32 protein-coding genes are annotated in these 23660 nt (G+C 63.2%); 22 read left to right on the top strand and 10 right to left on the bottom strand.

From position 1 onward, the window contains the following. Window positions 1–47 precede the first annotated feature (47 nt). The 6 genes from ychF to AC1MEQ_RS03660 all read left to right on the top strand — a co-directional run bounded on the left by ychF (window position 48) and on the right by AC1MEQ_RS03660 (window position 5223). Window positions 48–1133 (top strand): redox-regulated ATPase YchF, encoded by a 1086-nt coding sequence (gene ychF / locus AC1MEQ_RS03685; RefSeq protein ID WP_479794049.1) that lies wholly within the window; start codon window positions 48–50, stop codon window positions 1131–1133. Between the two features lie 33 nt (window positions 1134–1166). Continuing rightward, a complete protein-coding gene (locus tag AC1MEQ_RS03680; RefSeq protein ID WP_479794047.1) occupies window positions 1167–2150 on the top strand; it encodes a hypothetical protein in 984 nt (327 codons plus the stop codon). A gap of 381 nt (window positions 2151–2531) precedes the next feature. Further along, window positions 2532–3464: an AbiTii domain-containing protein gene (locus AC1MEQ_RS03675; protein ID WP_479794046.1), complete on the top strand. Its 933-nt coding sequence runs from the start codon at window positions 2532–2534 to the stop codon at window positions 3462–3464. A gap of 609 nt (window positions 3465–4073) precedes the next feature. Further along, window positions 4074–4319: a type II toxin-antitoxin system Phd/YefM family antitoxin gene (locus AC1MEQ_RS03670; protein WP_479794044.1), complete on the top strand. Its 246-nt coding sequence runs from the start codon at window positions 4074–4076 to the stop codon at window positions 4317–4319. A gap of 9 nt (window positions 4320–4328) precedes the next feature. Continuing rightward, complete coding sequence (locus tag AC1MEQ_RS03665) at window positions 4329–4586, top strand: type II toxin-antitoxin system RelE family toxin (protein WP_479794042.1); 258 nt, start codon at window positions 4329–4331, stop codon at window positions 4584–4586. A gap of 451 nt (window positions 4587–5037) precedes the next feature. After that, entirely contained in the window at window positions 5038–5223 is a 186-nt protein-coding gene (locus AC1MEQ_RS03660) for a hypothetical protein (RefSeq protein ID WP_479794040.1), read from the top strand. Window positions 5224–5539: 316 nt separating this feature from the next. On the opposite strand, the gene AC1MEQ_RS03655 is transcribed toward AC1MEQ_RS03660, so the two are convergent. Further along, entirely contained in the window at window positions 5540–6298 is a 759-nt protein-coding gene (locus AC1MEQ_RS03655; RefSeq protein WP_479794038.1) for a DUF5677 domain-containing protein, read from the bottom strand. Window positions 6299–6352: 54 nt separating this feature from the next. Next, window positions 6353–6586 (bottom strand): hypothetical protein, encoded by a 234-nt coding sequence (locus tag AC1MEQ_RS03650; RefSeq protein ID WP_479794036.1) that lies wholly within the window; start codon window positions 6584–6586, stop codon window positions 6353–6355. Between the two features lie 407 nt (window positions 6587–6993). On the opposite strand from AC1MEQ_RS03650, the gene AC1MEQ_RS03645 reads away from it, so the two are divergent. From AC1MEQ_RS03645 to AC1MEQ_RS03620, 6 genes are all read left to right on the top strand, one after another. Then, window positions 6994–8088: a PIN domain-containing protein gene (locus AC1MEQ_RS03645; RefSeq protein WP_479794034.1), complete on the top strand. Its 1095-nt coding sequence runs from the start codon at window positions 6994–6996 to the stop codon at window positions 8086–8088. 1826 nt (window positions 8089–9914) lie between these two features. Next, the gene (locus AC1MEQ_RS03640; RefSeq protein ID WP_479794032.1) at window positions 9915–10196 is read left to right on the top strand and encodes a type II toxin-antitoxin system Phd/YefM family antitoxin; all 282 of its coding nucleotides are present in this window, start codon (window positions 9915–9917) and stop codon (window positions 10194–10196) included. Beyond that, a complete protein-coding gene (locus AC1MEQ_RS03635) occupies window positions 10193–10603 on the top strand; it encodes a type II toxin-antitoxin system VapC family toxin (RefSeq protein WP_479794030.1) in 411 nt (136 codons plus the stop codon). Before AC1MEQ_RS03640 ends, AC1MEQ_RS03635 begins: the two co-directional genes overlap by 4 nt. 160 nt (window positions 10604–10763) lie before the next feature. Beyond that, window positions 10764–10970, top strand: a complete 207-nt coding sequence (locus AC1MEQ_RS03630; RefSeq protein ID WP_479794028.1) for a type II toxin-antitoxin system RelE/ParE family toxin — start codon at window positions 10764–10766, stop codon at window positions 10968–10970. Next, window positions 10945–11265, top strand: a complete 321-nt coding sequence (locus tag AC1MEQ_RS03625) for a HigA family addiction module antitoxin (RefSeq protein ID WP_479794026.1) — start codon at window positions 10945–10947, stop codon at window positions 11263–11265. Before AC1MEQ_RS03630 ends, AC1MEQ_RS03625 begins: the two co-directional genes overlap by 26 nt. After that, window positions 11262–11813 (top strand): pyridoxine/pyridoxamine 5'-phosphate oxidase, encoded by a 552-nt coding sequence (locus AC1MEQ_RS03620; RefSeq protein WP_479794024.1) that lies wholly within the window; start codon window positions 11262–11264, stop codon window positions 11811–11813. Before AC1MEQ_RS03625 ends, AC1MEQ_RS03620 begins: the two co-directional genes overlap by 4 nt. A 244-nt stretch (window positions 11814–12057) precedes the next feature. Here the strand turns inward: AC1MEQ_RS03620 and AC1MEQ_RS03615 are convergent, their stop codons facing one another. Next, the gene (locus AC1MEQ_RS03615; protein WP_479794022.1) at window positions 12058–13005 is read right to left on the bottom strand and encodes a GlxA family transcriptional regulator; all 948 of its coding nucleotides are present in this window, start codon (window positions 13003–13005) and stop codon (window positions 12058–12060) included. Window positions 13006–13075: 70 nt separating this feature from the next. On the opposite strand from AC1MEQ_RS03615, the gene AC1MEQ_RS03610 reads away from it, so the two are divergent. The 3 genes from AC1MEQ_RS03610 to AC1MEQ_RS03600 all read left to right on the top strand — a co-directional run bounded on the left by AC1MEQ_RS03610 (window position 13076) and on the right by AC1MEQ_RS03600 (window position 14269). Then, complete coding sequence (locus AC1MEQ_RS03610; RefSeq protein ID WP_479794020.1) at window positions 13076–13663, top strand: cysteine hydrolase family protein; 588 nt, start codon at window positions 13076–13078, stop codon at window positions 13661–13663. Between the two features lie 99 nt (window positions 13664–13762). Beyond that, complete coding sequence (locus AC1MEQ_RS03605) at window positions 13763–14014, top strand: type II toxin-antitoxin system Phd/YefM family antitoxin (protein ID WP_479794018.1); 252 nt, start codon at window positions 13763–13765, stop codon at window positions 14012–14014. Beyond that, the gene (locus AC1MEQ_RS03600; RefSeq protein WP_479794016.1) at window positions 14015–14269 is read left to right on the top strand and encodes a Txe/YoeB family addiction module toxin; all 255 of its coding nucleotides are present in this window, start codon (window positions 14015–14017) and stop codon (window positions 14267–14269) included. Window positions 14270–14521: 252 nt separating this feature from the next. Here AC1MEQ_RS03600 and AC1MEQ_RS03595 read toward each other — a convergent pair whose 3' ends face one another. The 5 genes from AC1MEQ_RS03595 to AC1MEQ_RS03575 all read right to left on the bottom strand — a co-directional run bounded on the left by AC1MEQ_RS03595 (window position 14522) and on the right by AC1MEQ_RS03575 (window position 18133). Next, the gene (locus AC1MEQ_RS03595; RefSeq protein WP_479794014.1) at window positions 14522–15289 is read right to left on the bottom strand and encodes an SCO1664 family protein; all 768 of its coding nucleotides are present in this window, start codon (window positions 15287–15289) and stop codon (window positions 14522–14524) included. Further along, a complete protein-coding gene (locus tag AC1MEQ_RS03590) occupies window positions 15289–15843 on the bottom strand; it encodes a DUF3090 domain-containing protein (RefSeq protein WP_479794013.1) in 555 nt (184 codons plus the stop codon). The genes AC1MEQ_RS03595 and AC1MEQ_RS03590 overlap by 1 nt, the downstream gene beginning before the upstream one ends. Window positions 15844–15867: 24 nt before the next feature. Beyond that, complete coding sequence (locus AC1MEQ_RS03585) at window positions 15868–16560, bottom strand: histidine phosphatase family protein (protein WP_479794011.1); 693 nt, start codon at window positions 16558–16560, stop codon at window positions 15868–15870. A gap of 224 nt (window positions 16561–16784) precedes the next feature. Beyond that, window positions 16785–17438: a hypothetical protein gene (locus tag AC1MEQ_RS03580; protein ID WP_479794009.1), complete on the bottom strand. Its 654-nt coding sequence runs from the start codon at window positions 17436–17438 to the stop codon at window positions 16785–16787. 119 nt (window positions 17439–17557) lie between these two features. Next, on the bottom strand, window positions 17558–18133 hold the full coding sequence (locus AC1MEQ_RS03575; RefSeq protein ID WP_479794007.1) for a 1-acyl-sn-glycerol-3-phosphate acyltransferase: 576 nt from the start codon (window positions 18131–18133) through the stop codon (window positions 17558–17560). A 288-nt stretch (window positions 18134–18421) separates the two neighbouring features. On the opposite strand from AC1MEQ_RS03575, the gene AC1MEQ_RS03570 reads away from it, so the two are divergent. The 4 genes from AC1MEQ_RS03570 to AC1MEQ_RS03555 all read left to right on the top strand — a co-directional run bounded on the left by AC1MEQ_RS03570 (window position 18422) and on the right by AC1MEQ_RS03555 (window position 19795). Beyond that, window positions 18422–18649: a hypothetical protein gene (locus AC1MEQ_RS03570; RefSeq protein WP_479794005.1), complete on the top strand. Its 228-nt coding sequence runs from the start codon at window positions 18422–18424 to the stop codon at window positions 18647–18649. Continuing rightward, a complete protein-coding gene (locus AC1MEQ_RS03565; RefSeq protein WP_479794003.1) occupies window positions 18597–18986 on the top strand; it encodes a type II toxin-antitoxin system PemK/MazF family toxin in 390 nt (129 codons plus the stop codon). The genes AC1MEQ_RS03570 and AC1MEQ_RS03565 overlap by 53 nt, the downstream gene beginning before the upstream one ends. Window positions 18987–19070: 84 nt before the next feature. Further along, a complete protein-coding gene (locus tag AC1MEQ_RS03560) occupies window positions 19071–19397 on the top strand; it encodes a hypothetical protein (RefSeq protein ID WP_479794001.1) in 327 nt (108 codons plus the stop codon). A gap of 32 nt (window positions 19398–19429) precedes the next feature. Next, on the top strand, window positions 19430–19795 hold the full coding sequence (locus tag AC1MEQ_RS03555; RefSeq protein WP_479793999.1) for a hypothetical protein: 366 nt from the start codon (window positions 19430–19432) through the stop codon (window positions 19793–19795). 27 nt (window positions 19796–19822) lie between these two features. Here AC1MEQ_RS03555 and AC1MEQ_RS03550 read toward each other — a convergent pair whose 3' ends face one another. Next, a complete protein-coding gene (locus AC1MEQ_RS03550) occupies window positions 19823–20332 on the bottom strand; it encodes a flavin reductase family protein (protein WP_479793997.1) in 510 nt (169 codons plus the stop codon). Then, complete coding sequence (locus AC1MEQ_RS03545) at window positions 20325–21089, bottom strand: pyrimidine reductase family protein (protein ID WP_479793995.1); 765 nt, start codon at window positions 21087–21089, stop codon at window positions 20325–20327. Before AC1MEQ_RS03545 ends, AC1MEQ_RS03550 begins: the two co-directional genes overlap by 8 nt. Window positions 21090–21202: 113 nt before the next feature. Here AC1MEQ_RS03545 and AC1MEQ_RS03540 point away from each other — a divergent pair, with 113 nt between their 5' ends. The 3 genes from AC1MEQ_RS03540 (at window position 21203) to AC1MEQ_RS03530 (ending at window position 23646) form a co-directional block, all read left to right on the top strand. After that, complete coding sequence (locus AC1MEQ_RS03540) at window positions 21203–22069, top strand: arylamine N-acetyltransferase family protein (RefSeq protein ID WP_479793993.1); 867 nt, start codon at window positions 21203–21205, stop codon at window positions 22067–22069. Window positions 22070–22071: 2 nt separating this feature from the next. Next, window positions 22072–22647 (top strand): thymidine kinase, encoded by a 576-nt coding sequence (locus tag AC1MEQ_RS03535; RefSeq protein WP_479793991.1) that lies wholly within the window; start codon window positions 22072–22074, stop codon window positions 22645–22647. An 84-nt stretch (window positions 22648–22731) separates the two neighbouring features. Beyond that, complete coding sequence (locus tag AC1MEQ_RS03530) at window positions 22732–23646, top strand: NADP-dependent oxidoreductase (RefSeq protein WP_479793989.1); 915 nt, start codon at window positions 22732–22734, stop codon at window positions 23644–23646. Window positions 23647–23660 lie beyond the last annotated feature (14 nt).

Genomic DNA, 23660 nt, shown 5'->3' with positions numbered 1-23660 from the left:
CTCTGCCAGCCTGCACCGACAGTTTGCGGCAGGTAGAGTTGTCTCCCGTGGCTCTAACAATCGGAATCGTCGGACTGCCCAACGTCGGCAAGTCAACCATGTTCAATGCACTGACCCGCGCGCAGGTTCTCGCGGCGAACTACCCGTTCGCCACGATCGAGCCCAACGTCGGCGTGGTGCCCCTGCCCGATGACCGGTTAAAGGTCCTCGCCGGGATCTTCGGATCGGAGCGCATCCTGCCGGCGACGGTGTCCTTCGTCGATATCGCCGGAATCGTCAAGGGCGCGTCCGAGGGGGAGGGGCTGGGCAACAAGTTCCTGGCCAACATCCGCGAAGCCGACGCCATCTGCCAGGTCACCCGCGCCTTCTCCGATCCCGACGTCGTGCACGTCAACGGCGATATCGATCCCGCCGGGGACATCGAGACGATCGCCACCGAGCTGATCCTCGCCGACCTCCAGACCATCGAGAACCAGCTTCCGCGGTTGGAGAAGGAAGTCAAGGCCAAGAAGGCCGACGCCTCCCTGCTGTCCGCCATCAAGACCGCGCAGGAGGTCCTCGAATCCGGGACGACCCTGTTCGCGGGCGCCGCCGCCGCGAAGCTGGACTTGGCGGAGATCGCCTCGCTGCAGCTGATGACGACCAAACCGTTCATCTACGTGTTCAACATGGACGAGGACGGGCTGGCCGACGACGCCCTGCGCGCCCAGCTGTCCGGTTTGGTCGCACCGGCCGAGGCCATCTTCCTGGATGCCCAGTTCGAATCCGATCTCGTGGAGCTCGAGGAGGACGAGGCGGCGGAGATGCTCGCCGAGGCCGGTTATGCCGAGTCCGGCCTGGACAAGCTCGCCCGCGTCGGCTTCAACACCCTGGGCCTGCAGACCTACCTGACGGCCGGGCCGAAGGAATCGCGCGCCTGGACCATCCACCAGGGCGACACCGCCCCGCAGGCCGCAGGCGTCATCCACACCGACTTCCAGCGCGGCTTCATCAAGGCCGAGGTCATCGGTTTCGACGACCTGGTCGCCGCCGGTTCGACCGCCGCTGCCAAGGCCGCCGGTAAGGCGCGCATCGAGGGCAAGGAATACATCATGAAGGACGGCGACGTGGTGGAATTTAGATTTAACGTGTAATGGAGAGTCGAGATCTGATATTGGGAGACAATGATGGGTGGCTCGGAAGAACTCGCAAGGCGGGTGGGCCGGATTGCTCTCGACCAGTCACAGGTTGACGAATGGCTCGTCCAAGTCCTGCTTTCCCTCCTTAAGCCCCTTCCTGAGTCTAGGGCGCAACTGCTTGTTGGAAAGAGTTCACTGGATCAGAAATGCTCTCTCGTCCGTCAGCTTGCCGACGACATGCGTCTGTCGCTCGATGACACGCTTCCCTCCGGCGCGACGGCTCGTAATATTCTCGGACGCGTCAAAAAACTGAACGACGAGCGTGATCGCGCAGTTCACTCTTACTACGGCCAGCTTGATGGGGGTCAGGCGCAACAGTTCCGGAGTCGTCGACCGCGGGCTGGGTCGATAAGTGTCGGCGACCTGAGATTGATTGCTGAGGGTCTGGAGCAGTGTGGCGGAGGACTGCGGGAATTCGTTGAGGTTCTAGAAGAGTCCTTCGAGAGACAATTCCATGTCGGAACGCGGTGGGGTGAAGTCGTTCGGGGTGTGCACGAATTGATCATTGCGGGACACCTGCAAGAGCGAGGAATGTTGGAGTCATTGTCTCGTGAAATCGATGCGCATGGAACTATTCGTTTAGGGATACATGGAGTGAAGCGAAGAACTCTCGACAAGAACGAAGATCCCTCGAATGACGAGCATTTGGCGGAGATATCCACGACCAATTGGCAAGCGACACTCACCTCGCCGGATGGTGAAGTATTGCTATTCGGCGATACCGGGTGGCGCGATGTCACGAATCTAGCTCAAGAAGAAGATTCTGGCGTCAAATTCGCCGCAATTCGTCGTGTCGGCGACAATGTCCAAGTTTCAGTCGAGGGTGGGGAAATGGCGAGCGCCCCATGGCCACAGTCGAGGGATAGGCTTGCCGAGCGCGCCTTTGGCCCGGCAATGGATACCGGTCTCAAAGTTCCTGATTGGGTGTTGGGGCTTGAAGGCTTCCGTCCCTCACACGACTCTGAAGCCTGAGTCGGGAAGATTCTCGGTGGGGTCGAGTGGAAGTTCGTGCTCTGACGTCTGACGGTCGGCTCGGGATCGCTGTCTCTGCTGCGCAGGAGTTAGCCACTTCATGGAGAGATCCGTCTCGAGTTTCCTCGGCTCGCCTGGGGCAAACTCTGCCTGCATAGGTGTCAGTTGATCGAGGAGCGCGCGCCGAGTGAGCAACGGCCGCCGGAGGGCCAACCATCATCGTGCTCTCGGCACAGCCCGTGGCCCGCGTCAAATGTCCATTGGTCAGCGGACGTGTACACGACCAACGGCTGGGAGTAGCCCGACCGCTCTGGGTTCGAGCCACTCGACCTAGACGACGAGTTGGCCTGTCGTGTCCCCGCCGCGTGATTTGATTAGAGAATGGACAGACAAGCCGAAGCGCTCCGATTGGCGGAAGCGCTGCTCGAGGACATCGAACTACAGCGCTTGAAGGCGTCGGAGGTTGTGTTGAAAGCCAGCCGACTGGCGCGGCTCCTCGGGCACGGCGACCTGCAGGAGTTCCTAGCCCTCGAACGTGATGGCTACACTGACGCAAGCAGTCGGTGGGTAAGGAAAGCCGGACGTTACAGCGACACCAAGAGCGATTCCTACTACCCCGTGCCGATTACGAAGATCGAAGCGCTGCGAGACAGCACTAAGCAGGCCATCGAAGCACTACGTGGCGGCGGCAACTACTCGGGCGAGTGGGCGTCTGTCGCAGGGCGCGAGCACGACCAGAAGATCGCAGCGCATGCGGAAATGCTCGGCACTCTCGACGCAATCGCGGGTCAGGTCGTGGCCACCGCCTATGACATGGTGGTGGTGCTCTATCACGAACTCCTGTTCAGCGAGTTGCAGGCGACGCTGTTCGCCCAGGCGCAGGCCGACGTAGATGGCGCGCTTGCGGAAGCGGGCGGCTCGGCGCTCGACAAGATCGAGAAGGTGTCGGCGCGGTTGCGCGACGGTGACCCGGAGTCGGTCAGCCAGGCCCTGATGACCTGCCGACGGCTCATCGTGTCGGTGGCTGACCACGTGTTCCCGGCTGCCGAAGGCACGTACGACGTGGGCGACCAGCCGCTTAAAGTCGGGGACCCGAACGTGCTCAATCGGTTGCAGGCTTATGTGCACTTGACCGGTGCCTCGAAGACTCGGCGCGACCGCATCCGGCGCGGATTATCCGACCTGTTCGAGCGGTGTTCGGCCGGCACCCACGCAGAAGTGTCAGTGCAGGAGGCGCGCTTCGTGTTCCTCCAAACCTACGTGCTGCTAGGTGAAGTGCTCACGTTGGGCAACGACGCGGCGGACGACAAGTAGGTCCACAGCACCGGAAACCCCGGGTGCCACCGGCATGCCGAGAGGCAGGCGCTTGGCTGGTCGCGGGCGAGTATCTCTGCAAGGGGTGCCGGGCTTGGGCGTGGGGGCCTCGCGCATCGTGGTGGTGCCGCGTGCGGGCACGTGGCTCGTCGTCGCGACGGTGCGGCCTCGTCTACGTCGAGCTGGCGGGTCAGACTGGCGCCTGCCACGGCAACGACTGTGGGCAGGGCGTCGTCGGTGCCGGTAGGTTTCTGCACCTTCACTGTGCCGGGTCCGGTCTCGGCGATGGGCACCGTGGACAGTTGGCTCTGCAGCTCGGCATCGTCTGATCATGCTGTTCGGTTTGCCAAAAGTCGGGAAGAGAAGCGCCGCGACAGCAGAGGTTATTCGGGTACGAAACGTGGTGGAAATTCGTTTCAATGTGTAGTTGAGTTCCGGTTCCCCCTCTACTTCTTCGGTCGCCGCACGGCTGTCCTGCGGATTGCGCCGAGAAGATTCGTGCGGTGCGCCAGCGGATCCATGTTGCAGCACAGCGACGGCACGCGGGGTGGCAGAGCGGACGCCATGGGCATCATGTACATTTCGGTTCCCGCCTTGTACAATTAGCCCATGACCACCATCGCCGCCTCTGAGGCACGCAAGGGCTTCGCTGCCGTTATCGAGACTGCTCAGCGCGAGGCTGTCTTCATCGAGCGTCGGGGCGAGGCCGAGGCTGTTGTGATCAGCACTGCGGAGTACAACCGGCTAATGGATGCGGTCGACGATGCTGAGGATGTTGCCGCATTCGATGCTGCAATGGCCGAAGAGGGCCCGAACATCCCATGGGATCAGGTGAAGGCCGACCTCGGATGGTGACCTAGATCCGTGGTGTATGAGATCCAGGTTCGACCGGGCGCTGTACGCGCACTGAGGCGTATTGACCGACAGGATCAGGCGCGCATTCGCGGAACGATCGCGCTCCTGGGAGCTAATCCCAGGCCACCTGGCACGAAGGCCCTCCGCGGTCGCAGTGGATTCCGCATCCGAATCGGCAAGTACCGCATCATCTACACCATCGAAGATGACCGGCTGCTCGTTGTGGTCGTCACACTCGGCCATCGTCGAGATGTGTACGAGCGGTGATTGAGGCCGCCAGCCAAGGGGCGGCGAGCCGAAGGCGCATACTGTGCTCTGGGCGAGATTTATGGTTCCTCTTCTCGCGCGAAGTAGAGGTTGTTCCACTACAGAACGTGGTGGAATTTAGGTTTTAGATCTAACGTCCAGTGCGTCTCAAACACGTCGGGTGGCTATCGCAATTCGCATGCCCGTTAGCGATACCGGGAGCGGCGTATGCCGGCGATGCCGACTCGGTGGTATCGCCGGCTCGAAACTTCTCGTAACGACGCTGACACAGATCGGGCCCTACTGCGTCCCGTCACCTAATAACCGCTGCAAGCCAAGGCTAGAAGTGACGACGCTTATCTTCTCACTAAGCTTGTTGGATTCTGACCGTCGATGACCCGGCCGTCGTAGTCGCGCTTCGCTCATATGCCAATAGAATCTGCTGAAGACCTAGTTACGCTTCTGAAGGCGCGTGGGAACGAGTACAGGTAAGGGCTATCGGGTCGGTCAGCAGAAGAACCGCTTTCAGCTATTCCACGGGATCACGTTTCGATGGGACAAGTACGGCGGCAAGGCCAACTACGTGGGAACGAAGAAGTCGAAGGGGCCGTTCAAGGGCGTCGAGAAGCGGGTGGCGAAGAAGCCGCCGCGTCGCTGAAAGCAAAGGGAAGCCCTACGGGACTCCTGCGCATGTTCGAACGACGTAGCTGCGAAGACCGTCGATTCCTCACTCAGCCAGACTGCTGTTTAGATGTCTTATGGGCGCTATCCGTAATCACGGCGGGACTGGCTACGGCAGCCGCAGCAACTCGGCGAGGTGCGTATACCCTCTCCACCTCGCCACCGTTCCTCGGCAAGGCGACGGCATATTGAATGTGGCTGTGTGACTCTGACAACGATGCAAGGCATTCCCCTTTTTCACGTTCCTGGTCTACCTGGCCCGAAAGCGGTCTCTCACTCCAAAACGCGTGCGGCTATGCTGGACTGCCGGGGACAAGACCTGCTTTCCGTTGGGACTTGCGCTTGTTCTTTGTCGCAATTTTGTAATCCGGAGCGAGAGTCGAGGGTATAGAGGCTTCATCCGCAATGCGTTCGATCTCGGCAAGTCGATTTGGAGCGGGCCGTAAGCTTTCCATCGTCCAACATGCCATGGCAACGGCCATTGCCAGATCCCAAAGATTCACCACAGAGAAGCGTTCGGCTGCCTGGTGTCTTAATGCCACCGCTCCTGTGTCGGCGCTTATATGCAAGTGGTCGGTGATCGTACTGCTGGTGACGTGCGTGGTTTGGGACAGTCGGACATACTCGAAGCGCAGCAGACCACTTTTCGCCACATTTGGGTCATGTGTACCGTCCAAGTCATCACACATGGCGGCGAAGGTCGGTAGCGTGGGGGCATTCTTCCAAGAGGCGACTTGTGCCGTTTCGGCTGTATCTAGATGCCCGTTTTGGCTAGCTGTTTCGTAATACTGAAAGGCCTTGTTCTTGGCACCGTCTACTAGCCGCTCGGCACCCTTTGGAGTCAGCAATGACCATTGAGCGGTGACAGCATGTTCCAGTGCCGCCCGGACGTTTACTGTTGCCTGTACTGGAAAGCCAGCATCCAGGACTGCCAAAGCAGCACGAGCATGATTGACGGCCTGCTGACAAATGCCATGCAGAACCTGTAGTCGGGTGCCGTCTTCGCGAAGTACCGTGATCTTCTGCCTAGAATCCTGAAGTGCAAGCAGCAAGTCGCATGCCTGACGGAGTGCGTCAGCATCAAGGCCTGGTTTTGAATCCCTCATTCAGCCCATGTCGGCGGCACGTCTCAACTCCCCCTCGCTGTAGCCGAACATGAAGTCCTCATCCATGCCGTTTGAAAGCCAGATATCTGCGGCATCCCAGACGCTCAGTGACTCCCCGGCGGTGTCGTCCTCAGCGTCGTGGTCGTAACCGATCAGGCAACGACAGTCCTCCCCATACTGGGAAGAGCCTCCTTCGATTGCGTAGTACTTCTGGTGCTTAGGTCCCGTGGGCATAAGACGGACTCCTTCGTCGTGATGCAGATGCCTATGGTCTTGATTTGGCCGGAAAGCCGCTACCTACAGCGAGTGTAGCCGTCACGCGCTGCGGTTCTTCGTCGCACTCATTCCACGCCTCTCATAGGACAACTGCAGCATCGCCACGTTTTGCATTGCTCGCACGTGACGGCCATGGAGACAAAGCAGACCGCGCGCCTTGGACCGAACAGCCCTCGACAAGTAACACAACAGTGGCTCTGCCAAGAACCCGAGACCAGCCCGATGCGACTGGGGCGATCCGCCCAGCGACCAGTAGCCCTCAGACTTCGCTACGCAATGAGCGCCCGACTCCACCACTTATGAAGAATGAAGGGTCAGTAGGTCGGAATTCGCGCAGACCGCACATGCCCGTGCAAGGTGTCACCATGCTCATCGTCATGCTCGATTCAAATGCCCTCCACTCGGATGCCTGGCTCACAGGCCAGAATGGCGGGGAACTGGTGCACCTCGCCGCGGAAAGTCGTATTCGACTCGTAGTGCCGCAAGTAGTGTGTGACGAGATCCTCCGTCAGCGCCGAGAAGCGGCCAAGAAGGCGTGGAAAACGGCCGACGAGGCGCTGGACGCGATGGGAAAGGCCGGCGTCGACGTCAGCGAATCCAAGGGTCGATTGACAGAGATCTTCGAGAGGATCGACGGTGAATTCGATGAAGCCTTCGCCGAGCTCTTCGGCAGACACGGCGTCTCGATGAAGCCCACGCCCGCTATCGACGTCAACAAACTCGTGGAACGCGATCTGGCCCGTCGGCGTCCATTTCTCGAAACCGAGCAGGAGCGGAAGAAGAAGAGCTTCGGCCTCAGGGACGCGGTGATCTGGGAAACAGTCCTCTCGGTGCTCGACGGCGCGGATCCCGGAGACACGGTCTTGTTCGTCACCGCTGACAGCGGTTTCTTAGAGAGAGGCGATTCCGTTACGATCCACCCGGACCTCCTTGAGGACCTCGATGGGCGCGGGATCGATCACGGACGCATAGCGAACGCCAAGTCCCTCAACCATGTCATGGCGGTGGTCAAGAGTCACGAGGAAGCTTCTCAGGTGAACGTCGCGACCGAGGCGGTCTACGCTCTGGCAGGCGAAGAAGTCGGCGTTCAGTTGGTGCACGGAGGAGATTACGACTACCCCGCCTTCGTCAAGTTCACTGTGCCTGATTTCGAGAGTCCCACAATCTCCGAACTCGAACTGGTCACTGATTTCGACATGGCAGAGAAAGGGGCCACTGTCACCGCTACTGCGGACGTGGTCCTCTATCTCAACGGGGCCGTGTACAAGAGCGATTGGATCGGTACCGAGGAGGAGTCATTTCACGTCGGTCCGGAGCTCAACCGGCACTACTTCGAGGCTGATGCCAAGATTACGGTTAGAGCCGTCGTCGAGCTGGAGGCGAGCGGCGGAGACCCCGTCGTGACGGGCGTTGAGCTCCACGACAAGAGAAATTCCAAGAAATCACCGGTCGGCTCGTAAAGGTTCTGGGGGAGAGGCAGCAGGCGGCATTGAGGCGCTCGGCAAGGAACGCAAAGTCGCCCAATGAGCGGTATCGATAGCCTCCAGATCCTCATAAGGAAGTCTGCGCACAAGCGCCGGTATTGGTACGTCACATACAAGGCCTCTTCCGACTTCGAAATGCCGTGGTGGTGGGACAGGTATGAGAGCGAGTCGACCGCCGAAGGCCGCTAAGTGTCGACCGTCCACCGCGAGCGAGAAGTCGCAGTTACGGCAATTCCGACTCAGACGACTGATGACCCAGCGCATGGACCTCGCCTCCTCGTCGTCGATGTCGTCGCCATCTATTGGCAGGTCGAGCGTAGGCGCGCCTTTGATCGCAGGAGCCCGAGCGCGTCGAAACAATTACAGGATCAGCGAACTGCGGACCTGGTACGGAATGGGGACCCTGCCCGCGTTGCAGACCGTAAACGATATTCGACTGCGGAACGTGGTGGAAATTCGTTTCAATGTGCAATTGATTTCCGGTTCAGCTCGCAATGGCTGGTGGAGGCGATTTCGCTCCCTCATGGCTGAGAGGCGTACGAATTCTGAGGCCGTCGACTAGGCTTTGGGACGATGGCGGTGCTAACCGGGCGCCGGTTGGGAACGAGGGGGACGCATGGCCGATTCGGATGCGTGGTGCGACGCTCTGTACTTCCCGTACGGCCGGCATAAGTTCGGAGGGGTGCGTTGCCGTCTGGAGAATGGACACGGTGGAGATCATTGGTGCGAGGCTGGGGACGAAATGCGGCCGTAGTCGCGTTGTCCCGTGGCTGTCAGATGATTGTCTCGCGATTTGGCTTAGTTAGGTGGGGAATGCAAGTCGTGTCCAGCCGGGCTACGTCGAGTGCAACCAATTAGGAGGCCATTACGGACAGGGCAGAACTGGAGGCCCGAATCGACGAACTCATGCGTCAGTATGACCAGGACGAGATGGACGGTGAGACCTATGCGCGGGAGATGCTGGAGTTGACCACGTCCGCACAGGCGTGACCTGTAGACAAGGTCGGTACGCCAAATCGGAAGACCCGCCACTGAGCCGGCACAGGCGTTCCCCGTACCCCAGACTTTCATCCGCTACGGAACGTGGAGGAATTTAGATTTTCGCTCTAGCGTCCGGGGTACGCTGCCGCGGTCTTAGCGGCCTTGAGTCGTCGCTGGCGGAGCGCTCCGAACTGCCGGCAAATGAAGCAGCGGTCATCGCGCGTCGGTGCCTCATATCGAGGGACCGGACGTATCCGCTGGCCGTCCGCTCCTCCTGTTTTGGTGGTTGAATTCACTGCTCTACCGAGTGCGACACGACCGGGCCGCCGCCGAGTAGCTGTGAGCATCTCTCGGACTCGAGGCCGTGAACGAAGACTCTCCATTGTTCGCGAAAGACTCGACGAACGCTCTGCGGTGCCGGGAGTCCCGAGAGTATACGCACGTCGAATCGATGGAGAGCAATGCGCAGCGTATGAGAAGTGGGGTTTTCTGACGTTGGAGGAGACTCATCTCTGGGGAGCGCGTACGCCCTCTTTGATCTTGGTAAAGCTGTTGCGCACACTCGTTCCTTCAAACGTTTCGTGACCGCGGCGATGCGGTGGAATTGCGGTTCAACGTCGAGTCGCGTTCCGGTTCAACGTCTCGGACGAGGAATATCGCACTCAATGCTCGCGGGACGCGAATGAGCCGCAGCGGCAACCGTGAGAATCGCCTGTTGGCCACTCCTGACTTCGAACCTGATCTAGTGTTGTCAGAGGCATATCACGCGATATAGTAAGGTGGCCCCTGTCGCCACGTCGCACGGGTGCTACGCTTAGAACATGAGCATCAGGGAACCTCAGGCCGAGCTCTTGTCGCAGCGCGAGCTTCGCAACGAGTCTGGCCGCGTCCTCCGCGCGGTGAGCGAGGGCCACTCCTTCGTCCTGACCAACAGCGGGGTGCCTGTGGGGCGGATCGTACCGCTGGATGCGCCCGCCGCCACGCTGCCAATCGCCCGCCCCGCCCGCCGCGAGGGCGGGTGGGGGACGTTGGCCATTGAACGCAAGAGTTCAAAGCACAGTCTCACCGCGACCCTCGACGACCTACGCGGCGATCGCCTGTGACCAGCCATCCGGTCACATACGTCGACACCTCCGCTCTTGGTGCGCTTTTGATCGACCAGCCTGAGAGTCCGGCACTCCTGGACTGGCTCGACCAGACGCCGGCCACCCTCGTCTCCAGCGACCTGCTCGAGACCGAACTGCGCCGCGTTGCGGTCCGGGAGAATTTGGATCAGTCCGACGTGACTCGTATTCTCGATGGCGTCGGACTCGCGGCGCTCGACAGGGCTGTCTACCGCAGCGCCGGTTTCTTGCCCATGCCGTACCTACGCACGCTCGATGCTCTGCATCTTGAGGCAGCGATGCGACTCGATGTGTCGGCGATCCTCACTTACGACCGTAGGCTTGGTGAGGCTGCCCGTTCTGCGGGGCTTGATGTCATCGCGCCCGGCGTGACGGACATGCGCTGAGCAAGATGGCCCTAACCGCGGCGACGTGGTGGGTTCTAGGGTTAACGTCTAGCGTTAGTAACGCGCTCCGTTATACGATCGTGGTGTGATCAGATCGTTTGGGCAATAAGGAAACCGAGCGCATCTGGCACGAGCGGTCGTCAAGCGTGTCGACCGCACGGTGCAGTGGGCGACCCTGCGGAAGCTGGAACTGATCCACGCGGCGACGGGCGGCAAGGACCTTCGGGGCCCGCCCGGGAAACGGTTGGAGCGACTGGTCGGCGACCGGCTTGGGCAGCGCTGCATCCGCGTGAACGCGCAATGGCGCATCTGCTTCGTCTTGAGACATGGAGGTGCGGACAATGTCGAACTCGTCGACTACCACTGATGCTGAGCTGATCGAGCCGATCCATCCTGGAGAGATCCTGATGGAGGACTTCATCGAGGGCTTCGGGATCACGCAGAACAAGCTCGCGGTGTCGATCGGTGTGCCGCCGCGGCGGATCAACGAGATCGTTCACGGCAAGCGGGGCATCACCGCAGACACGGCGATCCGTCTGGCGAAGTACTTCGGCACGTCCGAGGAGTTTTGGATGAACTTGCAGTCGAACTACGAGCCGCGCCTCGAGCGAAGGACGTTGCGAGACAAGCTCGATGCGATCGCACCGCTGCAGTCCGCATGACGGAATCGACGAAGTCGAGGTTGCGGGCGTTGCCTTCGTTGGCGGGGGTCGCGCCACCCCTGGATCTTGAGTTCCTACCCGAGGACCCGGGGACGCTCTTCCTCGATTGGCTGGCTGTCGCCCAGGATAATGGGGTGGCGGAGCCGCATGCGATGATCTTGTCGACGGTCGACGCGGGTGGCGTACCCGATGCGCGCGCTCTGGTGTTGAAGGACGTGGATGAACGCGGCTGGGCATTCGCCAGCACCGGGACGAGCGTAAAGGGCGGCCAGCTCGATGTCTGCCCATACGCGGCGCTCACCTTCTGGTGGCAGCCGCTCGTGCGCTCCGTCAGGGTCCGTGGACCTGTGATTGAGGCATCGCGAGAAGAGAGCCTGGCCGACCTGCGAGCCAGGAGTGTGGCGGCACAAGAGGCAGTGCATCCGGACGATTGGACTCTCTGGCGAGTCATGCCGACTCGCGTGGAGTTCTGGCAGGGTTCGCCAGATCGCCGTCATGTGCGCATCGTCTTCGTGTCCGACGGTCATGGCTGGCGGCTCGAGGGCTGATCGCTCGCCAGAGGTTGGGCCGTACCGGAATGCAGCTGAATTTAGGTTCAACGTGTAGTCGCGTTCCGCTCTGACGTCACCTCACGCACGTTTCTGACATGGATCCACCGCACCTAGTGTGTGCGGAATCATTGTGGTTTCGTGGGCGCTTGGGGCGATTCTGGAGAATGGTCTCAGTTAGCTCACTGTGGAAATGGAAATGCGCGTGCCCACTGTGGAAGTGACGTCTTATCCGGGATCGAGGCTAATGGATGGGTCGGCGGAAAGTTTTCGCGTGTGCGGTTGGCGTCATTCCGAGACGGACGGCGAAGTGCTTTCGGAGGAGGTCATCTGAGGCGTAGCCGACTGTGCGGCTGATGGCTCCAACGGAGAGATCGCTCTGCTCGAGGAGTCGTTGGGCCTCCCGCACTCGGAGATCATTGAGCCAGGCAACGGGCGTGGTTCCGAGAGCCTCCGCGAACCAACGATGGAACGTTCGAGATGACATCGAACAGGCCGCAGCAAGGTCTTTGACGCTCCAGCGTCGGCCAAGGTCATCGCCGACCATGAACTGTAGTCGCTCCACAGTGGGCATCGTGCTTATTGGCGTCTTGGTATCGACGTACTGCGCCTGCGTGCCCGGTCGGAAGACCGGTGTGACCATAGACCGCGCGACGACCTCGGCTGCACCCGCGCCCCAATCCTCGCGCACGAGATGCAGCAGAAGGTCGATGCCAGCCGTGACCCCAGCCGATGTCCATACTCCGCCGCCGCCGCAGTAGAGATCGCGCGACCGTACGTCGACCGTCGGATGTCGGAGAGCGAGCTCATTCGAGAATCGCCAATGAGTGGTCGCTGTGCGCCCGTCGAGCACTCCGGCAGCGGCGAGCGTGAACGCGCCAGTGCACAGCGATGCCACAGTAACCCCGGCCGCAGCTGCCATCGCGACAGCTGCAATTTCTTGTCGAGGAGGTTCGGCGAGAGGGTCTTCGCAGCCTGGCACCACGAGTAGGTCGAGGTCTGTCACGCCAGAGAGGTCATGTGTGCGCCGAACAGCGTGGATGGAATCCAGGTCCGTGACCGCCTGGGCGGCGAGAACGCGAACGGATGCACGAGGGATTCCTCGGTCTGTCCGGTCGTCATACACTTCGCGAACGACGGCGATATCAAAGGCCCGGCGTCCTGGTCCAACCAGAATTCCGACACTAGTCATGGCGCAATCTTATTGGACATTGACGTTTGTGCCACTGGTTGGGAACCAATGGCGCTGGTGGACTAGATACATGATGAAAACCAATAGAGCGGCTCTTGTGGTCGTCGACATGCAACAGGGCTTCTTTGACGAGTCCTGGGGCGCAACTATCAACTACCCAGACTGCGAGGACAACGTCGAGCGCCTGCTCGCGGCCTGGTCAGAAAATGATCTCCCTGTTGTAGTGGTGCGACACGACAGCGTTAATCCCGCTTCTCCGCTGAGCACGTCCGGACCGGGGAATGCGCTCATTCCGGTGGTTGCCGTAGCGCGTGCGGATCTTGTGGTGACCAAGACGGTAAATTCTGCATTCTATGGGACTCCGGACCTGTTGGAGTGGCTCAGGGCCGAAGATATCTGCCAGATCGTCGTGTGTGGAATCCAGACCAATCTGTGCGTCGAGACGACGTCGCGGATGGGTGGAAACCTCGGATTGTCCGTCGTCGTGCCACTAGATGCCACCCGCACCTTCGATCTTGCCGGTCCTGATGGGACGGTCATCCCGGCTGCCACTCTGATGCAAGTCACGGCGACCAATTTGCATGGTGACGGATTTGCCCGGGTGACTTCGACGGACGAGGTGCTGGCGGAGCTGGGCACAGGAAGCGCGCGGAATTGAGGGCCCCGTGGAGATTCACCGGTCAGTCATTCACTCGGTTCGTTCTCGTGAGTGGTACCATAAAGGGGTACAACTAATTCGTTTGAAGGGGGCGCCCGCATGTCCATCAGTGCCAGCGAGGCCCGAAAGACTTTGTTCCCGCTCATCGAGCGTGTGAACGATGACCGGAACGCCATCGAGATCGTCTCCCGTAAGGGAAATGCCGTGCTCATGCCCGCAGAGGAGTATGCGGCGTGGCAGGAGACTGCCTATCTGTTCCGCTCGCCCGCCAACGCCCGCCGTCTGATCGATGGCTACGAGCGCGCCACCGCGGGCAAGACCGAAACGCACGAGCTCGACCGGGAGGCCTGATTGCGCCTGGTCTGGGACCCGGCCGCCTGGGAGGACTACCAGCATTGGCAGAAGGCAGATCGGCGGATAATCAAGCGGATCAACACGCTCATCGATGCTAGTCTGCGGGAGCCGTTTGCCGGCATCGGGAAGCCAGAGCAGCTCAAGTATGGAGCGCAGGGGGCGTGGTCGCGGCGCATTACCGAGGAGCATCGGCTCGTTTACCTCGTCGACGGCGAAGACCTGGTGATTCTCCAGACGCGCTATCACTACTAAGCGGTTGTGCTCCTCTGAAGGCTACAGTCATGGCGACGATAGGGCTGCCGCATCCTCGTCGGACAGACCCTGCCAGAAGCTGTTCTTATGGCGCTCTGCCGGAGACGAACCGCCGGCACTTGGGCCGGCTGTAGTAGGTGTGGCTGGAAGTACGGCTATCCGCATCGACCGTCTTGTGAACTTAGGATTGGTATATTCGGCGACGTCGTGGGGTTCCGGATTAAAGTGCAGATCCCGACCTTCGTGAGAACCCTAGAACAGCGGCCAGGGCACGGCCGGCATCTCCCCGCTCGGAGCCGGAAACCGCCCCGTCGAGCGCAATTGGACACAGCGCCCAGTGAGCGACGCGATTTCCTCGGCGCTGAGCAGGTCCGCCAAGTTTTGGCCAAGCTCGCCGTGGAGTCCCTCGCTGACACGGTTGACGCCGTCAAGTTCCTCAGCGGTGAGAGCGTCCCCCATCCATCCCCACAGCACCGTGCGCAGCTTGTGGTCGCGGTGAAAGGTGACCCCATGGTCCACTCCGTGCCGGTGTCCGTCAGTCATGGCAAGAATGTGGTCGCCCTTGCGGTCGGCGTTGTTGACGACGATGTCGAAGACCGCCATGCGTCGGAGTGCCGGCGTGTCTTCGTGGATGAGGGCGACCACCCGTCCGGTCTCGTCTTGTCCCTCGAGAACGCGTTTCCAGCCCGACTCCGGCACCTGGTCCACTGCGACCAGTTTCACGGCACTCTGAGCGGCGTCCGTCTCCTGCCAAAGCTGCACCATTCCATCGCCCAGCGGACCATCGCGCAGCCAGGTGTGCGGCACGACGTCCCACCCGAAGGCCTGCGAGACGAGGTAGGCGGCGACCTCCCGGTGAGCCAGAAATCCTTGGGGAAAGTCCCACAGTGGACTTTCGCCTGCCATCGGCTTGTAGACGACCTCCATATCGCCGATGCTGCCCAGAAATGTGGCATTTGAAGCCGTCGTGATGCGGCCGATGAGCGTCAGTTCAGCGGTCACGAGGTCCGGAGCTGGCATCAGGCCTCGGGAAAGGTGCAGGTGTGTCCGTCGGCATCCACGGGGTAACCGCAGAGCGGGCACGTCGGACGCCCAGCGCCCACGATCTCGAGGGTTCGCTTGGCAAATGCGCGGGCGGTGCCGACCGGCATCCGCACCCGGAGCATCTCGGACTCGTCAGCGTCGTCCTCTGCAAGTCCTTCGTCGTTATCACCAGCATCGATTTCGGTGATGGGGTGGGCCTCGATGACGACCTGGGCCGTGGTTGGATCCCACCCCAGACCCACGGCCCCGGTACGAAACTGCTCCTGAACGGCGTCGAGTTGTTCGTTGTCGACAAGTTCGATGGGAGTACTCGTGGGAATGCTGAAGGGGTTTCCGTCGACGGTGATGAGTTCGTCGAGAATTTCGTCGATCTTCTCCGCGAGCAGGGCCGACTGCTGCTTTTCGAGGGCGACGCTGATGATCTGCGTCCCCGCGCGCACCTGCAGGTAGAACGTACGCGCCCCTGGAAGGCCAAGGGTGCCAACGACGACCCGATCGGGCCAATCGAATTCGTGAACACGTGTAGCCATGTCAGTATTCTAGGCACATATGGATCATGGTGCCTTGTGTCCTGCGCCGCCGCCCACCGGCGCATCTCCGGAGTGGATGTGGTTCGACAGCCACGACAGATCGCCAGCGTTGGTGTTGGTCGCGTGGACGCTCGGCCGACCAGCACCGTAGTGCACGATCGATACGGAGGCGGGGCCAACGTCGATACGCTGGAACAGGTCAAGGTGCATGCCCAGCGCATCGGCAAGGATCGATTTGATGATGTCACCATGGCTGACCGCGACCCATACGGCCTCGGGCCCGTACTCGGATTCGAAGGCTGCATCGTGGCCTCGAATTGCCGCCACGGACCGAGCCTGCATGGCGGCCATTGATTCACCGCCGGGGAAGACGACGGCGGAGGGTTGCGACTGCACCACCGGCCACAAATCCTCCTTGGCGAGTTCGCTGAGTGGCCGCCCCTGCCACCGGCCGTAATCGCACTCGTTGAGAGCCGGATCTACCGGCGCGCTCGGCGTGCCTGCCTGGCGATCGAGGATGAACTGGGCTGTCTGCCGACAACGTTCAAGCGGGCTCGACACCACCGCGACCAGAGGCACGGGCGCGAGCCGGTCTCCGGTCAGCACCGCCTGGTCGCGCCCGACTTGGTCCAAGCCGACGCCGACGGTCCGGCCGGCCAGGAGTCCGGTGGCATTGGCTGTGGTGCGGCCGTGCCGCACAAGGAGAACTGTCGCCATCCACCCAGCCTAGCCACCCGCTCGATGGCAATGGGTACCCGGCGGGATCGGGTGTCGAGCAAGCAGATCAAACATCGGATACAGCCCTCAAGCATGCTGGGCGTTTAGAGCCGTACAGAAAAGGCCCCCGAGCCTCACTACACAGACGAGCCGGCGCGCCACGCGTTTCGTCATGCTGACGCGATGGGGCAGCTTTTCGCCGCGGCTGATTTCGGGTCGCCGGTTCAACCTAGGTCGAGGTCGCCTGTGAGCCACTCGTAGGTACGGTGCTTCTCGAACGTCAGGTTGAATTCCAGAACATCAGCCAAGTAAGGGTCGAAGGCTTCAAGCGTCAGTGAATTGCCGATGGGGGCAATTTTTGCATCGTCGATTTCGGCAGCGAAGTCTGTCGACACCAACCGGCCGCCGGCAATGACGAGCGAGGTGAATAGCCTTCCTTGGCCTGCAAGAATACGAAGTCGAGCCCGAACTCCGTCCGCCCGATTGGCGACAGCTGCATACTCGAGTTCGGCCGTGGACTCGGAAAGTTCCGAGACGTCGTGGAGTCCGTGCCGTTCGCAGTAACGCTCCAATTCGATTCCGTTGATTGCTGGGCGGACGTTTCCCGTGAGATCTATTGGTAAGTCGTCATCGAATTGCACCCCGGCATAAATGTCCTGAAATCTGTCGTACAGACATCCCAAGGCGGCGAGGGTGACTAGATCTGACGCATAGTCATTTCTGGCGTGGTCGGCGATCGTCCGGACGTCCCCTGCTCGGGCAAGGGCCGCCCAAGCCCACCGGATCCAGCGGTGGTCGTCTCTGTGCCGAAGGCCGGAGGTGACGAATTCAATCATGTCCTCGGGAATGCGGATGTTCGTCGGTTCAGCGGTTTCCATGGCGATCCTCCCCTTTTGTTGCCCGGTCCCATCTGAAAGCACCTTGACATGAACCACTGACATTTAACCGCCACATATCGGTTCCGAGGGAAATGATCCCCTGTCGTCATCGTGACCGCTCAGCCGGCCTCTTCCTCCTCGCGCAACCGGGCCTGCACCCTCTTGCCGGGATGGAAACCCGCCTTGTCTGCATAAAACGCCCGTATCCGGTCCATGTCCTGCACGACATCGCCGGTGAGATCCATCGTTGGGCCCAAGCCAGTGGTCATGGTGGTGCGGTCCACGAAACCAAGGGTCACCGGCAGGCCGGTCTCCCGGGCGATGCGGTAGAAGCCCGACTTCCAGTGCGTGTGTGCACCGCGAGTGCCATCGGGGGTGACGACCAATCCGAAGACCTCGCCCGAGTGGACGCGTCCGACGACTTCGGAGACGATGCGGCGGGGATCGGTGCGGTCGACGGGGATGCCCCCGATCGCGCGCATGACCGGGCCGCGCCATCCGGCGAATAGGCTGTCCTTGCCGAGCCAGTGCACCTCGATGCCCAAACGCCACGCAATGCCCAGCATCAGGATGAAGTCCCAATTGGAAGTGTGTGGGGCCCCGATGAGCAGGGTGGGGCGGGACGGCGCGGGCCGGGTGTCCAGTTTCCAGCGGCTGAGTGACCAGAAGGCGCGTGCGGCAAGGCGTCTAAGCATGGAGGCCACGCTAGGGTATGCCGGGCCTGATCAGGTGCAGGGCCGAGTCGCGCAGCGAAAGCGCAGGGGAGGGGGACCCGCTCGGTTGCCGTTTCCGCAGAGGAAGGTCGCGGCAACCGCGACGAGGGCGAAAGCCGGCGCATGCGGGGCGAACACCGGACGGAGCGTGTCGCCGAACTGGGTCGGCGTTTTGGGATTGGCCAAACAGGGTAGTTCCGGACGCGACGTTCGGCGCATCGTCCAATGACTTCATGGACCGCGTGGGCTACTGATTGGTATACTGTCATCATGGCTACGACGATCAAGGTCTCGATGGAGCTCCGCGACCGCATCAACCGCGATGCGCAGGCACGGGGTGTGACAGCCGCCGGACTCATCGAGGGATTGCTCGATGGGTACGAGCGGCGTCGGCGCATGGAGTCCTTTGGACGGGCATTTCGGGCCGCTGACCAGGCCTATTGGGATGAGTTCAGCGCATGGGACGTCACACTGGACGACGGACGAGATGGTGGGTGATCTGCGGCGAGGGATGGTCCTGTGGGCCGAGCTCGACCCGGTGCGCGGGCGCGAGCAGGCCGGCCGCCGACCCGTGCTGGTCATTTCCAGCGACCTCTTTCTCGAACATGCCGACACCCTGGCCATCATCGTCCCCGCGACGACGAACGACCGTGGCTGGCCCAACCACGTCCCGTTGAGGGGCACCCACCTGTCGCTCGCCGAGCCGACGTTCGCCATGACCGAACAGCCGCGCACCATCACCCGCCAACGTCTCTTTGATGCCGCGGGGACCGTCGATGCGGCAACGATGGGCGACGTCGACGGCTGGCTTCGGGATTTCCTGGCGTTGCCCTGAGCCGTACCCGGCGCACAGCAGCCACGGTGCGGAATGCGGCTGCGTCACCTTCACAGTCCGCGTGCAACCATCTAGCGTTTGGGCATGGGACCCACGAAAGCCGAAGCGAAGATGTTCGTGGCCGGAATGCTGTGTGCCAATAGCCTGCCGCATCTGGCGACCGCCATCGCCGGCCGCCGCCATCTCACACCCGTGGCGGGGCGGAACTCACCGCGGTGGGTCAATGCCGGGTGGGCAGCCGCGAACCTGGTTGGCGGCCTGGCGTTGGTCCGGCGCACGTCCCGGCGCACGTCCCGGGGGACGGGGCGGTGGGACTCGCGCCTGGTGGCCTTCGAACTGGGAAGCGCCACCTTCGCCGCGTGGATGGCCGGCAGCGAAGCGGTCCTGCGGGTGAACTCGGGCGGTCGATGACCCGGCCGGCATCCGTCACGAAAGGGGCAACCATGGACATCATCCTCCCCACCGACTGCGGCAACTCACCACGTCTGCTGCTGGTCGGCCAATTCGTCGTCGACTGGGCGGCCGGGAACGACGCCGCAGTGGAGTCCTGGCTGGCCGACGATGCCATGTGGAAGCTCATCGGAGGGGCGGACGACGATGCAGCGCAGGAAGGACGCATTCCCGGGGCGCCCCTTCGACCGGAGCGGATCGAGATCCTCTCCACGGTCACGCACGGTCGGCTCGCCGCCTGCGACGGGTTCCTGACCGGCCCCGCAAGGCGCGTCGACTTCGCCCACATGCTGCGGTTCACCGGTGCGGCCAAGACGGCCAGGATCGCCGAAATCCGCACCTTCCTGCATCGGCGCTGAACCGGCCGACCGGAGGCGCCCCGGGTGTCAGGGCTGGATGGCCCGCTCGTCGCTCTCATGGCCGGGGTCCAGGTGCATGGCGTCGGACATGCGCAGGGGCACGAAGGGCCCTCCGGTGTCGGCCGCGAGCACCCGGGTCGTGAGGCACACGTGGTCCCCGCCGTCGTCGAGCAGGGTGATGCGTTCCAGCACCGCCCGGTTCGGGCACGCCTGGAGCAACGGCACACTGTGCTCGTCGGTCTCGACGTCGAGGCCCGCGAACTTGTCGGTGTCGTCCCCGGAACGGGTGCCGAACGCCTCGGCCAGCGCGAGGTCATCCGCCGTGAGGAAATGGGCGGCGAAATGGGTGGCGCGCAGGCCCACCCGGTAGGTGTGGTTGGCCTTGGACAGCCAGAGGCTGAAATGCTGCGGCACGATGCTCGACCGCGTGTGGAAGCCGACCACGCAACCGGCGCGTTCGCCCGCGGCAACGGTCGTGACGACGATCAGGGCGGAATCAGCCGAGGCCATCAATCCGCCCAAGGCGTTGTTACTCATGGTGGTGTCCTTCCCCTCGCGCCCGCTCGTAGCGCAGGAACAGCGTGTCGGCCTCGGCCATGGCCCCCTTCAGCTCGAACGCGGAGGTGCCCGCACCCGGCGGCGTGACCGCGACCGGCAGCGGGTCCCCGCCCATCAGCGGGGAGATCGACAGGCACAGTTCATCGAGGCGGTCCGCCGCGACGAGCTCACCCAGCCAGGTGGGGCCGCCCTCGCAGAGCACCACCCGGTGGCCGAGGTCGGCCAGGGCCCGCAAGGCGGCCGCCGGTTCGACCCGCTCCTCGCCGGCGACGATGACGGTGGCGACCTTCTCCGCAGCTGCACGGCGAGCCGGGTCCGCTGCGGCGCAGGTGATGACGATGGTGCGCGCCTCCGGGGGAGCGTCGGCGAAGACGCGGGCGGACCAGTCGAAATCCAGGCTGCGGCTGACGACGGCGACCGGGGGGAGGGGCGGCTGGCCTAGGGCCCGCCGTTGGGCCTGGGCCCGTTCGCCGAGCCGGATGGCCCCGTACTTTTCCCGCCGGACCGTTTCGGCGCCGAGTAGGACGATGTCGGCGATCTGGCGCATGCTGCGAAAGAGTGCCTGGTCGGATCCGGTGGACAGGGGGCCGACCTTGCCGTCCACCGCCGCCGTCCCGTCGAGCCCGGCGACCATGTGGCCGGTCACCCAGCATTCATGCAACGGCCGGGACCGGTCGACCTCCAGGTAGGGCGCGAGCGGGTCGGGGACGTCTGGACCATGATCGAGAACGTGCATGGCTTCACCCTACGAGGTGCGCCGGGACCCCGCGAGCGGTGGCGTCGCGCCGGCCGGTCCCGGGACGGCGATAGGGTGGCTGACAACACCGACCGAACCGCGGAGGACACGGCATGCAGGACAAGGCGTTGACCGGGGCTTCCTGGCACGAGGAGCAGTTCGACGTCGATGCGTACCTCGCGCTGCTTGGTGTCGGCAGGGGGCAACCGGGGATGGAATTGCTGGAGGAGCTGCACCAGGCACATGTGCGCGCGATCCCCTTCGCGAACGTGGACGTCCTGCTGGGCAGCCATCCCGGGGTCGCCCCGGCGACAGTGCAGCGCCAGCTGGTCGAACGGGGGCGCGGCGGGTACTGCTTCGAGCACTCCCAGCTCTTCGCCGCGGTGCTCCAGGACCTCGGCTTCGTGATCCGCCGCCACCTGGGACGGGTGCATTCGCCACACAACACCCGCACGCACATGACCGTGGCCGTCTCGATCGGGGGATCATGGTTCCTCACCGACCCCGGTTTCGGCTTCAGCATCCGCGGCCCGATCCCCCTGGCCGACGGGGCGCGGCGCGACGAGGGCGGGCGCATCTTCGAGCTGGGGTACTCGCTGGTGGACGGCACGGACCGGTGGACGCTGCGCCGCGATGGGGAACTGCAGCACATCACCGACGCGTTGACGGTCCAGCCGGTCGACGTGCGGACCGGCCACGTGATGACCTCCACCAACGCCGGGTCCGGACGCTTCACCCGGTCCCTGGTGGCGGCCCGACACACCGACGCCGGACACGTCACCATCACGGAGAATTCACGGACCGTTCGCGCTCCCGGCCGGGCCACCGTCCACGAGACGATCACCGCCGGTGAAGCCGTGGAATCCGTCCTGGACCTCGGGGTGCGGCTGGTCGGGGACGAGCCGTCGCGGCTGCTGGGGATCCTCGACGGATGGCGGGCCGCGGCGGAGATGGTCGGGCCAGCCGAGGGAAGGCAGTGACAGTGGAACCACGACAGGGCAGGCTCCAGGTGGTGACCGGGCCGATGTTCGCCGGAAAATCGGAGGAGCTGCTGCGACGCGTCCGCCGCGCCCGGCTGGCCGGGCTGCACCTCGAGGTCGTCAACCACGCGCTGGATGAACGCCACGGCGTCCGCGCGGTGGCCTCACATGCCGGACTGAGCATCCCCTCCCACGCCGCGGCGGATGTGGAGGCCATCCGCAGGATTGCCGGCGAACGCCCCTTGGACCTGCTGGCGATCGACGAGGCACAGTTCTTCGGGCCCGACCTCATACCGGTCGTCGGCGCGCTGGCCGCCGCGGGAACCACGGTCGTGGTGGCCGGGCTCTGCGTCATGCTGGACGGCCGGCCCTTCGACCCGCTCCCGGAGTTGATGGCGCTCGCCGAGGACGTCACGAAACTGACGGCGGTGTGCACCGAATGCGGCGCCGATGCGGCGTTCCACCAACGCACGGCACCCGGACGGAGCCGCGACGCGCACGTCGTCTCTGCCGAATTCGTCGGCGGGACCGAGGCCTACCAGGCCAGGTGCCGACGCCATTTCCGGCCGGAGGCCTAAGCGTCTGGCCCTGGTCTGCCACCAGACGGCGGCCGCCGACGGAATATCCGACCGCCCGAAGCCGTTGCGCCCATCATGCGCGCAATGACCTACAGCAAGTACGGCAACAACGACGTCCTGGAACTGACCGAGCAGCCCCAGCCCAAGGTCGGTCCGGGGGAGGTGCGGATCCGCGTCACCTACGCCTCGGTCAACCCCGTCGACTGGAAGGTCATGTCCGGTGGCCTCGACGAGCTCATGGACGCCGGTTTCCCGGTGATCCCCGGATGGGATGCCGCCGGCGTCGTCGATGCCGTCGGCCCGGACGTCCCCGAGTTCCGCGTCGGTGACCGGGTAGCCACCTACGCCCGCAAACAGGTCGTGTCCGGCGGGACGTTCGCCGAATACGTGACCGTCTTCGCCCCCGACGTTGCCGCCGTGCCCGACGGCGTGACGGACCAGGTTGCCGCCGCCCTGCCCCTGACGGGCCTGACCGCGCTGCGCAGCATCGAGGCGCTCCACGTCGGCGCCGGGGACCGGCTGCTGGTCCATGGTGCCTCCGGTGGCGTCGGATCCCTTGCCGTGCAGCTGGCGGTGGCCGCCGGGGCCGAGGTCGTGGGCACCGCCGCACCGGCGAACCACGACAAGCTCGCGTCACTGGGTGCCACCCCGGTCGCCTATGGCGAGGGGTTGTTGGAGCGCCTGCAGGCGATCGCGCCGCAGGGGTTCGACGCCGTCGCGGACTTCGCCGGCGGGGTCCTGGAGACCACGCTGGCGGTGCTGGCCGACGGCGGCCGGCAGGTCTCGATCGCCGATCCCGCGGCGGCCGAACGCGGCGGACGGTGGCTGTGGGTCCGTCCCGACGGCCCCCGGCTCGCCCAGCTGCTCGCCCTGGTCGCCGACGGCAAGCTCGCCGTCGCCATCGACCGCACCTTCGAACTGGCCGGGCTCGCGGAGGCCTTTGCCGCCAGCCAGGATGGCTCCGCCCGCGGCAAGCTGGTCCTGCGCATCGCCGGGTAGCCGGGCCCGTGCCA

Source organism: Arthrobacter sp. ASL1 (assembly GCF_056680475.1).
Note: the sequence above shows the minus strand (reverse complement) of the source record. Positions and strands in the feature narration are given on the sequence as shown.